Here is a 12,048-nt window from a genome sequence, read left to right on the forward strand (position 1 = left end):
TTGAGGTGCATAGTATGAGATATATTAAAGTTATCAGAATGTCAGGCAGTTATTTTGCAAGAGAATTTGAAAAAAACGAAAAATCAAAAAAAGCAATAAAAATTAGAGAAGTAGATGAGGAAACAGCTGCAGAGCAATTTATTTATGGAGAGGCAACAATAAAGGTAATATTTGAAGACTTAGATAGAGAGCCCATTGAGCTCTCAAATGAAAGTGATGAAGAGCTTATAAGAAGGTATCTGGGAACGAAGTTTTTAAGCAAATAAAGAATTAATATAATATTGCTCCTATAATGGCATTATAGTAATATTTATGTGAATAAATTAATTAAGAAAGGAAAGGATTATATGAAGTATAAAGCAGATATAGGTGTATTTGGCGGTTCAGGCTTATATTCTCTTATGAGTGATGTTGAAGAAATAGTTGTGGAAACACCCTATGGTAATCCCAGCGATAAAATAGCAATTGCGTCTATCGGAAATAAAAGAGTGGCGTTTTTACCAAGACATGGAAAGAATCATTCTTATCCTCCACATAAAATACCATATAAGGCAAATCTTTATGCAATGAAGATGCTGGGCGTTAAGGGCATTATAGCGACAACTGCCTGTGGAAGTTTAAAACCAGAGATAAAACCAGGAGATTTTGTAATTTGTGATGATTTTGTAGATAGAACATGGGGGAGAGGTGACACATACTATGACGGGCCGGAAACCAAGCATATAACAGGAGCAGAACCCTATGATCCAAAATTGAGAAACTTGGCAATAGAGATTTGTGAAGAAATGGGTATAAGGGTACATAAAAAAGGCATTGTAGTAGTTATCCAAGGACCAAGGTTTTCAACAAAAGCAGAAAGTCGATGGTTTAGTAAAATGGGTTGGGATGTAATAAATATGACCCAATATCCAGAGTGCATATTGGCCAAGGAATTAGGGATTCCATATGTAAATATTTCTCTGATAACAGATTATGATGCAGGGCTAGAGGGAAATGAAGATATTAAGCCTGTTACGGAAGAAGAAGTGTTAAGAGTATTTAATGAAAATAATAATAAAGTTAAAGAGTTGATTTTTAATATAATCGGTAGATTAGAAGTATAATTGCTATGGAGGTAAAATTGAATAAGAAAGGGATTCTAATTGTTTTTGAAGGAATGGACCAATCAGGCAAGGGAACACAATCGAGATTGTTTGTTGAAAAACTAATTAAATCAGGTTATTCGGTAGAATACATGCATTTTCATGATATAGAAACTCCTTTGGGAAAAGAGATTCAATCATTTTTAGATGGTAAAAGGAAATATAATCCTTTAGTAAGACAATTGTTATATACAGCAAACCGATACGAAAAAGTAGAACATATAGAAAAAGTTTTGCAGGAAAAAGATTTTCTAATAATAGACAGGTATATTCCTTCGGGTATTGCTTACGGTATGGCTAATGGTCTAGATTTTGATTGGATGGTGAAATTAGAGAGCAGACTTCCTCAACCCGACATAGTAGTATTAATTGACATAAGCACTAACACATCAAGAAGCAGAAAACATGAAGAGCAAAGAGATGTATATGAGAAGAATTATGATTATTTAGACAAAGTAAGGGAAGCATATCATATTTTAGCTGATAAATATATGTATATAGTAATTGATGGAGAAAGAGAAAAAGAGTTAGTACACGAAGAAGTCTGGGAAAAAGTCTGGAATAAAATAAATGTAAATAAAATAAATGAGTAGGGTTATGATCCTACTCATTTATTTAAAATATATTCAAGTCGCTCACTACTTTAATATAATTTACTTCTGGATCTTCAGTTCCCTGGACATAAAGATTAGCTTCTTTTAATGCTCTTACATAATCAATTATCTCTTTAGTTATCATCTCGCCGGGACATAATATCGGTATGCCTGGAGGATAAGCCATCAAAAATTCTGCACTTATCTGCCCCATACTGTCAGCTAGGGGTATTGATACTGTCATGCTGTTGAAAGCATCTCTCGGTGTCAGCATTTGCTCTGGTATATTAGGCACATCAATTATTTCAATTTTTCTTCTTATAGAACAACATTGTATATCACTAATTTCTTTTAGTGCATTAATGAGTTTATCAATGGTTTCTTTAGTATCTCCAAGTGAAAATACACATAGTACATTGTATAAATCAGACATTTCCGGTTGTATAAAGTATTTTTCTGCTAAAATTCTTTCCAATTCATATCCGCTTAATCCTAAATCTTTGCATGTTATTGTGACCTTAGTAGGATCAAAAGCATATGCACCTTTTTTCTTTAGTACTTCTTCACCAAAGCAATAGTATCCTTCAATATTATTAATGCTTTTCCTAGCATAATTAGCCAGTTCAATTGTTTTATCCAAAAGCTTTTCTCCCTCAAAAACCATTTGCTTTCTAGCCGCATCCAAGGAAGCCAATAAAATATATGAGGGACTTGTTGTTTGAAGTAAGCTCATTACAGTTTTTACTCTATTAATATCTACAATACCTTTTCTTACATGCAATAATGAGCTCTGAGTCATTGAACCAATAATCTTGTGTGTACTTTGAGAGCAAATATCTGCTCCAGCGTCTACCGCAGAAATTGGCAGTTTGTTGTTAAAATGTAGATGTGGTCCATGAGCTTCATCTACTATTAAGGGAATACCGTAACTGTGAACGATATCGACAATTTTTTGGATATCAGTAGAAACACCATAATATGTTGGATTTACAATTAAAACTGCTTTTGCATCAGGATTTGCTTCCAAAGCTTTTTCTACTGTTTCTGGGGTAACATTTAAAGCAACACCAACCGCACTATCAATTTCTGGCTGCATATATATTGGAGCTGCACCACTAAGTATTATACCTGCTGTTACAGATTTATGCACATTCCTTGGTATTATGATTTTGTCCCCTGGTCCAACAACGCTCATAATCATAGCTTGTATGGCACCCGAAGTGCCGTGAATTGAAAAGAATGTATAATCTGTATTATATGCATCAGCTGCTAGTTCTTGAGCAGCTTTTATTACTCCTGTAGGTTTATGAAGACTATCTACCTGTTTAAATACAGTTACATCCATTGATAGTACATTTGTTCCAACAAAATTTTTAAAATCATTCCACATACCTTGTCCTTTTTTATGGCCAGGTACATGAAAGGGAATAGTTTTGTTATTTACATATTCCATAAGTGCATCAAACAAGGGGGTTTTACTTTGATCTAGTTTGTACAACTTACTTTACACTTCCTTCCAAGCTACTATTATGAATAAAAAAAAGCCTAACTTCGATGCAATAAGTAGAGGCTTTTGCAGAGCGATTTCATTAGACCTATTAAATTCAATAACATTATAGGGGAAAAGTATATAAAAAGCAATATTAAATTATAAACATTTTAACCATAAGTCTTAATAACAAAATCAATAATGTTTTTTGCAGAATAAGGCTTTTTTAGATAAGCAGAAAGTTTTTTCATGCTATCTATTCGTATCTCATTATTTAGTATCTGATTAATCAGGAGCGGTATTTTTTCAATATCAGATGTAGTTGCTGCAACTCCATTATTCAACAAAAATTCAGCATTATCAGATTCTTGACCTGGAATTGGAGAGAATATAATTAACGGTTTTTCTCTTGATAATACTTCTGCCACAGTAACTCCTCCAGGTTTTGTTATGATTATATCAGATACTTCGATTAGCTCATGAATGTTATTTATAAATCCATAAACAACGAGGTCATTTTTTGTATCTAAGCTTTTGAGCTTATTTTCTAGTTTCTCATTATGCCCCGCAATAGCAATAATCTGTATATTTTTAAGTTTTCTATCTAATTCTTTAACTATTCTATTTATTGATCCTAAACCTAGGCCACCTCCCATTACAAGAATAGTTCTTTTATCTTGCAGTTTTAATTTTTGGAGGATATCTGTTCTGTCTAAGGTTAAGGAAAACTCTCTTCTTATAGGTATACCAAAAGGAAGAACTTTATCTGATGATACTCCAAAATTTTCCATTACATAAATTAGATCTTCATGGGGTATAACGTAATAATCAGTATTGTCATTTATGTATGATGAGTGTATGTTAAAGTCTGTAACTATGGTGACTAATGGACATTTGATTTTTCCTTTTTCTTTAAGGTTAGAAACAATTGAAGAAGGAAAACTATGAGTACAGAAAACAATATCAGGTTCAAAACTCACTTTTGGCTTTCTTAACCATACAGTTGATAATAATTTGTTTGTTATTTCGTTTATATCGATTATAGGGTCTAATTTGTTTGTCTTTTCATATATTTTACCCCAGGCCTTAGGATAAAATTTAATAATATTTAAATAACTGTCTAGAATTACTTTATCTAGCAAGGGACTGATTAAGCTTATAGTATTTATTATCCTTACATTATTTTCAGGATCTGCTGATAAGAATTCATTCCTTATGGTGTGAGCAACCTGATCATGTCCGTTACCTATAGATACTGAAAATATAAGTATATTCAAAATATCACTCCTTATTTATAACAAGTATTGCACTTTATTATTGTAAAGATACATAATATTTCCTTTGTATTTATACGATAAATCGTCCTAAAAGTTTCATATATTATCAAACAGCTGTTTAAGCAATTAAATAAAAAATTGATAATCTACCTATTCGAACAAAACATTACATTTTTCTATGAAGGAAAAAATAAGTCAATAAAGAATATTAATACTACTATGGTAATGGAGGGAAAATGATGCAAGTTAGCTTTGAGACATGTAATAATATACTGATTATAAAACTAAATGGGGAGTTAGACCATCATAGTTCAAATTATGTTAGGGATAAAGTAGATGAAGAAATAATGCTGAAAAACCCAAAGCATGTAATATTTGATATGAGTCACCTTAATTTTATGGATAGTTCTGGTATAGGAGTAATAATAGGTAGGTATAAACTTGTTGCTACAAATGGAGGTAAAGTAGGTATTATATCTATGAAACCGCAAATTAAGAGAATATATGAAATATGTGGTTTGAAAAGAATCATTCCAAGCTATGACGACAAAAAAACTGCAATAGAAAAACTGTAAAGGGGCGTAAGTTAATGAGAATAGATAATGAAATGAAACTAGAGTTTATGAGTAAGTCACAAAATGAAAGCTTTGCAAGATCAGTAGTAGCTGCCTTTGCAGCTCAATTGGATCCAACAATTGAAGAATTATCTGAAATCAAGACAGCTGTATCAGAAGCTGTAACTAATGCTATTATACATGGTTATGAATATGAACAAGGATATGTCACAATAGTATGTAGAATAATTGATAATACTGTAGAGGTGGAAGTAAGTGATAGAGGTAAAGGAATAGAAGACATTGAGAAGGCAAGACAACCTTTATTTACAAGCAAACCAGAGTTAGAGAGATCAGGTATGGGTTTTACAGTTATGGAGACCTTTATGGATCAAGTAACAGTTATTTCTGAGCTGGGCAAAGGGACAACTGTGATAATGAAAAAATCTTTTAAGAAAGATTGATGAGGTATTATATGGATTGGTCAGAGCTTTCACAAGAAGCCATAATTGAGTATATTAAGAAAGCCCAGAACGGAGATACGGAAGCAGAAAATTATATTGTTTCACAGAATCTAGGTTTGGTTCGCAGCGTTGTTAAGAGATTTCTTAACAGAGGATGTGAGTATGAGGATCTGATACAGATAGGAAGTATTGGATTACTAAAAGCTATAAAAAAATTTGATACATCATATAATGTTAGATTTTCTACATATGCAATTCCTATGATTATTGGTGAAATTAAGAGGTTTTTAAGAGATGATGGTATAATTAAAGTTAGCAGAAATTTGAAGGAGATCGCTATAAAAGCCAATGCCTACAGAGAAAACATTGAAAAGAATTTCGGAAGAGAACCAACTATATCTGAATTAGCAGCAGAGCTTGATATCCCAGCGGAAGATTTAATCATGGCTATGGACTCCATAAATTCAACTCAATCCTTATATGATGTTATTCATCAGGATGATGGAACGCCGGTATTGCTTATAGATAAAATTCAGAATGAGAGTATAGAAGATAGCAGTTTGATAGATAAGATAGCATTAAGAGAAGTACTAGCTACATTAGAACCAAGAGAGCGTCAGATAATCATTTTAAGATACTTCAATGAAAAAACTCAATGTCAAGTTGCAGAAATGCTAGGTATATCACAAGTGCAAGTATCAAGAATAGAGAAAAAAATACTGGATAAGTTAAGAAAAAGAATAATGTGATTATAAAGAAGAATCTCAAACATATTTTATGAGATTTTTCTTTTTTTGAATTATTATATAAAAATTATAAATACTAAATCTAGAATTATATAGAGGTGTATAGCATGTTTAAGCTTCACTACTTAATCATTATATTGGTTGTTGTTTTAATTACATATTTCTCGTGGGCTACCACAAAAAGCAAATCGTTAGATCATATACCTGAAAAAGCTAAGTTAGTATATAACAAAATAAAATAAGTGGATTTTTTGAGGTGAATATTATGAAGCAAAATGATTATTATAGAATTAATAAGAATTATTTAAACATGGAGCAGGAAGGTGAAAATGAGATAAGATCAAATATAGATGAAAAGATTAATAGAAATATAATGAGAAAGCATGATTAAAATGATTTCTACTGGGAGTGTAAATAATTTTGTGTATTCTCCTTTTCTTGGCAAATAAACATGGTTCAAATAACTTAACATAAAATGTATTTTGCAGGTCTAGCCGCGCAGCAATGAGCGCCGGGGTTTGGGGCAGCGCCCCATGACTATCCAGCAAACCTGTCGACAAACCTATTTTGAAAAAAGATGGACAATTGAGCGATCACCAAATCCCAATCACGGTATCGCTGTGTCCATTTTTTTGTTACATTTATTGTTGCAAGGTATAGCATTTTTACTAGGCTTTCATCTGTAGGGAATATTAACTTGTTTTTTGTAACTTTTCTATACTGACTGTGTAGGCTTTCTATTACATTTGTTGTGTATATTATCTTTCGAAGCTCCGGTGGATATGTAAAGAATGTACATAAACTATCCCAATTTTGCTCCCAACTCTTTACTGCATTTGGATACTTGCTTTGCCTTTTTTCTTTTACTAAGAGTAATTTCTCTAAGGCTGATTCTTCTGATGGTGCACTATAAACAGTTTTAAGGTCAGCTGCAAATTGTTTCCTATCCTTGTAAGGTACATATTTCAGGCTTGACCTTAGTTGATGGATTATACATCTTTGCTTGTGGAAAAGCCGCTTCTATGGCTTCCTTAAAGCCATTTAACCCATCTACAGAGAATATTAAAACATCTTTAACTCCACGATTTTTTAATTCGTTTAATATTCCAAGCCAATACTTGCTAGTTTCGTTACCTCCGATCCAAATACCTAGTACATCTTTATAGCCATCTAAATTCACGCCCATTACTACATATGCTGCTTTATTGACTATCTGTTTATCCTCTCGTACTTTGTAGTCAATTGCGCCCATAAATATAAATGGATAGATTGCTTCTAATGGTCTACTTTGCCACTTTTGCACCATAGGTAATATTCTTTCGGTAATCTTACTGACCATCTCTGGTGATATTTCCACACCGTATAAATCTTGAATTTGAGCGTGAATATCCCTGGTTGTCATACCTGAGGCATAGAGAGCCAATACCTTCTCCTCAATACAAGTAACATTTTTTTGATACTTAGGTATTATCTGAGGCTCAAATTCTCCATCACGATCTTTAAGAATGTTAAGTTCAATCTCTCCTAATTGTGACTTGATAGTCTTTTTGGAATATCCATTTCTGCTGTTTTCACTGGCTTTCAATTGTTTTGTCCCTGCATCATATTTGCTATAGCCTAATTTTTCATCAAGTTCAGCTTCTAATGCTTCTTGCAGCACCTCACGGAACATTTCCTTTAATGTAGCTAGAATGTCATCGGCACTACTAAAGTTTTTCTCGCGAATTAATTCTCTAATTACTTCTTTAGGTAATACTGACATAATATAAATCTCCTCCTTAGCTTTATATCCAGATTCTCGCCAAGAAGGAGATTTTTAATTCTATTTACACAAAATTTTTTACGGGCTCGAGAAATATTATAATATTTCTCCATAATTGAATATTAATCTATAATATAGTTCTAATTATCATTTACTATAACTTTTATTCAGTGATTGAATTACTTGAACCATTAAATTCTATATTATCAATGTCCTCATTTACCGTTCCATCATCTATAATATTGTCATCGATATGTTCATTAATATCAGGCACATAATTTTTATGAATATCACATACTGCAGTAGGAGCTTCATAAATTGCATCAGCAGGCATTTTTCTATTAGGATCTAACGGTTCGTGTCTTTGGGTAAATACCTTTGATTGAACAGATTCTATTGGACAATATTCTGATGCCAGTTTGTTTGATATTGTGCATATATCCTTAATAACATGTATGTCGCATATACTGTCGACAGGAGGTTCAGTGCCTTTTATAAACAACTCTGAGCGTATTGTTGCTCCTCTTGGGTCAAGAGCGCATAATTCAGAAGGTCTTTTACCAGATTCGGTGCATATGTTAACTGCAACTAAACCATCGGGTTTTTCAAACTCTTTTCTCTTTAAATCTTTATGAACTTCCTGCATAACTGCCTTCCACAACTTTGCAGGATACGAACCTCCTGTGAAATTCATAGCTTTTGGTTCATCATGACCCATCCATACTACTGCAGTGTAATATGGAGTATATCCGGCAAACCAAGCATCCTTCATATCAGAAGTAGTACCTGTTTTGCCTGCTACGGGCATATTTGATAATGCTGCATTACCGCCGGTACCACCTTTTATTACTCCTTTCATGATGTCCACCATCATATAAGCGACTTGCTCGCTTATTACCCTATGCTTTTCAGGAGTATTATCAAGTATTACATTTCCATGTCTGTCTAAAACTTTAGTAAAGGATACGGGTTTAGTATATACGCCTTTATTTGGAAAAACAGTGTAGGCAGCAGCTAACTCAACAGGCTTTATACCCTTTGTCATGCCACCTAAAGCCAAAGCAGGAAGATTTAAATCAGTTTTACTTCCTGTTTTTACTATAGTACTAATTCCAAACTTTTCTAGATATTCTACAGAACGTTGAACTCCAATATCCTGAACAATTTTTACTGCCACTACGTTTAATGAACTCTGAATAGCTTCTCTAACCGTTACCAAACCATTGAAATTTCTGCTATAGTTATTTGGAGAGTAATTTCCGAATGTGACAGGAGAATCATCAATGACTGTGGCAGCAGTATATCCATTATCTAACGCAGGAGTATAAACAGCAAGCGGTTTAATTGATGAACCTGGTTGTCTAGGTGATTGAGTTGCTCTGTTTAGTCCTCTTCTTACCTTTGAACTTCTTCCACCCATGACTGCTTTTATATGTCCTGTGTTATTATCAATTATAACCATAGCTGCTTCTGGCTGCAGCGTTCCATTTTCATCTTCAGTGGATTTAGGAAACAGTTGGGCATTATTAAATGTATCTTCCATAATGTTTTGTATTTTTGTATCTATGGTAGAAACTATTTTTAAACCCCCATTGAATACTTTTCTTTCAGCTTCCTCTTTTGAATATCCTAGCTTTTCTTGAAAAGCGGATATTACATCTTTTATTACCATATCAGCAAAATAAGTAGTTTCAACTTCCTTTTCTATTTTAGCAAGTTTTATTTCTTGAGCAATAGCTTCATCATATTCTGCTCGAGATATCATGTTTTGCTTCAACATTTCGCTCAATATTAAATTTTTACGCTGCATAGATCTTTCATAGTTAAGATAAGGTGAATATGCGGAAGGAAGATTTGTAATACCTGCTATAACAGCCGATTCAGCTAATGTTAAGTTACTTACGTCTTTGCCAAAATAATATAAAGCAGCTTCCTGAACACCTGCAATGTTATTTCCACCCAAGCCAATGGTATTTAAGTATGCTTCTAATATCTGATCCTTAGTAAATTGTCTTTCTAATTGAATAGCATAATACATTTCAATTACTTTACGTTTCCATAATTTATCTCTAGTCAGATAGACGTTTTTAATCAACTGCTGCGTAATTGTACTTCCGCCATGAGCTAATTTTCTTTGCTTAATGTCTTCAATGGCAGAACCAATAATACGTTGTATATCAATGCCGTTATGTTTATAAAATCTTTTATCTTCAATAGCAATAAAAGCATTTTGTAAATGTTTTGGAATCTTATCTAAGGATACAATGCTTCTATTCTCATTGGCATGAAGTTTATCGATAACATTACCTTCCTCATCAACTATATAAGTTGTTTGATTTAAGTTAAATACTTCTTCGGTATCCAATGGCGGAGCACTGCTAATCCAACTATAAGCGATACCTAAAGCTATACCAGCCCCAATAAAAACTATAAGCAATAAAATTAATACTGTAATCTTTAAAATCTTATTTAAAGATGTTTTTTTCTTTTTACTTGATGTTTTATCTAAATTTGATTTCGTTTCTTCGGTACTCATTCTATACCTCCTTATTAAATTTTAAGGGATACCAAGTCATTTCAACAGACCAATTATACCATATAAGAGCAATGTAATCAAATTAAGGCTCCTGTCAGTGTATTTTGACGAATAAATAAGCAATTAGTTCTCTGTTAAAGAAATATATTAAACATTGAACATGCTTTTTTTTACATATATTTATATGAAGCTATTATTATTTATTTTGGTGGTGTAATTTATGAGATGGCATAATAAGCGTTCGTATAAAAAAAGAAAAGCTATTCTATTTATTATTACAATATCAATATTTATTCTTGTTCTATATTTCTATATATATGTAGAAAATAATATCAGAGCCAAAATAGCAGTCATGTCTGAAATAAAAGCTAGATTATTTGCAACACAAGCTATAAATGATGCAGTAAGAAAAAAAATAGAAATGGATGCTTTTAAAAATTTAGTAAGCATTCAAACTGATAATATGGGTAGAGTTACAATGGTCCAAGCTAATACTTCTGAAATGAATAAAATTGCAGTTGAAACTTCTCTTTCGATACAGAGAGAGTTGGAGGACATAAAGACAAAAGATCTTTATATTGCAATTGGAAATATTATGGGTAGTCAATTATTTGCCGATGTTGGACCTAAAATGAAAGTAAAGATTTTACCAGCAGGTTCTGTAAATGTAAATTTTACAACGGAGTTCTCTGAAGCCGGAATAAATCAGACAAGATTAAAGATATACATGAAAGTAGATACAAAGGTGCAAATAATAGTTCCTTTTGCTGGTAATGAAATAGATGTTTCTACTAATATACCAGTCTCAGAAACTATAATAGTTGGAGATGTACCAGAAAGTTATATTAATTTGCCCAATGGAAGTTCAAAATTTCTAGATTTAGTTCCTACAAAGAATCCTTTCAACGATTGAGACATGATGATTGTTAACAAATAATTAAATATAAAGTAGAAATACTGATAGTTTTATTGATAAATTTTATTATAAAACTCTTGTTTAGATAGGAAACATAAAAAAAGAAAAAAATATTGCTTTACATGCAATTATTAAACTACTGATGATGAAAATAATATCCAATAAAAAACATGTTGACAGTTTAGATATTACATGATAATATATAATTCCTGCTTCGGTGGGAATACACACCACAACAATGTACAAAAAGAAAAAACATATTGACAACAGAGTCAAGTTGTGATATGCTATAAAAGTCGGCGCGATGAGCTGACGAAGAGAGAGAAATGGACTTTGAAAACTAAACAGTACTAGAAGAAAGTAATTCTTTTGAGTAGGATTGAACAAAGAAGAGTTAATTTAGGTAGAAGCTATGACGGAAGTCGTAGGTTAAATAGAATTAACATGAGAGTTTGATCCTGGCTCAGGACGAACGCTGGCGGCGTGCCTAACACATGCAAGTCGAACGGAGATGGTGGGATAGCTTGCTATTTTATCATCTTAGTGGCGGACGGGTGAGTAACACGTGG

The 12,048-nt window shown here is 32.5% G+C and carries 11 protein-coding genes, 1 rRNA gene and 1 pseudogene; 9 read left to right on the forward strand and 4 right to left on the reverse strand.

What is annotated here, in order from left to right:
- The first annotated feature begins 14 nt into the window (after positions 1-14).
- The 3 genes from BUB48_RS12150 to tmk all read left to right on the forward strand — a co-directional run bounded on the left by BUB48_RS12150 (position 15) and on the right by tmk (position 1,735).
- Positions 15-266 (forward strand): hypothetical protein, encoded by a 252-nt coding sequence (locus BUB48_RS12150; RefSeq protein WP_073026507.1) that lies wholly within the window; start codon positions 15-17, stop codon positions 264-266.
- An 81-nt stretch (positions 267-347) separates the two neighbouring features.
- Complete coding sequence (locus BUB48_RS12155) at positions 348-1,103, forward strand: S-methyl-5'-thioadenosine phosphorylase (protein WP_073026508.1); 756 nt, start codon at positions 348-350, stop codon at positions 1,101-1,103.
- Between the two features lie 17 nt (positions 1,104-1,120).
- Positions 1,121-1,735, forward strand: coding sequence for a dTMP kinase (gene tmk, locus BUB48_RS12160; RefSeq protein WP_175548415.1), 615 nt, complete (start codon positions 1,121-1,123; stop codon positions 1,733-1,735).
- A gap of 22 nt (positions 1,736-1,757) precedes the next feature.
- Here tmk and BUB48_RS12165 read toward each other — a convergent pair whose 3' ends face one another.
- Positions 1,758-3,233, reverse strand: coding sequence for an aminotransferase class I/II-fold pyridoxal phosphate-dependent enzyme (locus tag BUB48_RS12165; protein WP_073026509.1), 1,476 nt, complete (start codon positions 3,231-3,233; stop codon positions 1,758-1,760).
- A gap of 161 nt (positions 3,234-3,394) precedes the next feature.
- Positions 3,395-4,501, reverse strand: a complete 1,107-nt coding sequence (locus tag BUB48_RS12170) for an MGDG synthase family glycosyltransferase (RefSeq protein WP_073026510.1) — start codon at positions 4,499-4,501, stop codon at positions 3,395-3,397.
- A gap of 236 nt (positions 4,502-4,737) precedes the next feature.
- Here BUB48_RS12170 and spoIIAA point away from each other — a divergent pair, with 236 nt between their 5' ends.
- The 4 genes from spoIIAA (at position 4,738) to BUB48_RS18870 (ending at position 6,656) form a co-directional block, all read left to right on the forward strand.
- Positions 4,738-5,076, forward strand: a complete 339-nt coding sequence (gene spoIIAA / locus BUB48_RS12175; RefSeq protein WP_207648341.1) for an anti-sigma F factor antagonist — start codon at positions 4,738-4,740, stop codon at positions 5,074-5,076.
- Positions 5,077-5,090: 14 nt separating this feature from the next.
- Positions 5,091-5,519 carry an anti-sigma F factor gene (spoIIAB, locus tag BUB48_RS12180; protein ID WP_073026512.1) on the forward strand — a complete coding sequence of 143 codons (429 nt, stop codon included), beginning with the start codon at positions 5,091-5,093 and terminating at the stop codon, positions 5,517-5,519.
- Between the two features lie 11 nt (positions 5,520-5,530).
- Positions 5,531-6,268 (forward strand): RNA polymerase sporulation sigma factor SigF, encoded by a 738-nt coding sequence (gene sigF, locus BUB48_RS12185; RefSeq protein WP_073026513.1) that lies wholly within the window; start codon positions 5,531-5,533, stop codon positions 6,266-6,268.
- A gap of 262 nt (positions 6,269-6,530) precedes the next feature.
- Positions 6,531-6,656, forward strand: coding sequence for a hypothetical protein (locus BUB48_RS18870; RefSeq protein WP_278308961.1), 126 nt, complete (start codon positions 6,531-6,533; stop codon positions 6,654-6,656).
- A gap of 146 nt (positions 6,657-6,802) precedes the next feature.
- Here BUB48_RS18870 and BUB48_RS12190 read toward each other — a convergent pair.
- Together BUB48_RS12190 and BUB48_RS12195 are read right to left on the reverse strand one after the other, a co-directional pair.
- A pseudogene (locus tag BUB48_RS12190) lies at positions 6,803-8,027 on the reverse strand (IS256 family transposase).
- 163 nt (positions 8,028-8,190) lie between these two features.
- Positions 8,191-10,563, reverse strand: a complete 2,373-nt coding sequence (locus BUB48_RS12195; RefSeq protein ID WP_073026514.1) for a transglycosylase domain-containing protein — start codon at positions 10,561-10,563, stop codon at positions 8,191-8,193.
- A gap of 220 nt (positions 10,564-10,783) precedes the next feature.
- Here BUB48_RS12195 and yunB point away from each other — a divergent pair, with 220 nt between their 5' ends.
- On the forward strand, positions 10,784-11,476 hold the full coding sequence (gene yunB / locus BUB48_RS12200; protein ID WP_073026515.1) for a sporulation protein YunB: 693 nt from the start codon (positions 10,784-10,786) through the stop codon (positions 11,474-11,476).
- Between the two features lie 443 nt (positions 11,477-11,919).
- Positions 11,920-12,048, forward strand: a 16S ribosomal RNA gene (locus BUB48_RS12205); the annotation flags it as partial.

It is taken from the genome of Lutispora thermophila DSM 19022, from assembly GCF_900142105.1.
GTDB lineage: Bacteria > Bacillota > Clostridia > Lutisporales > Lutisporaceae > Lutispora > Lutispora thermophila.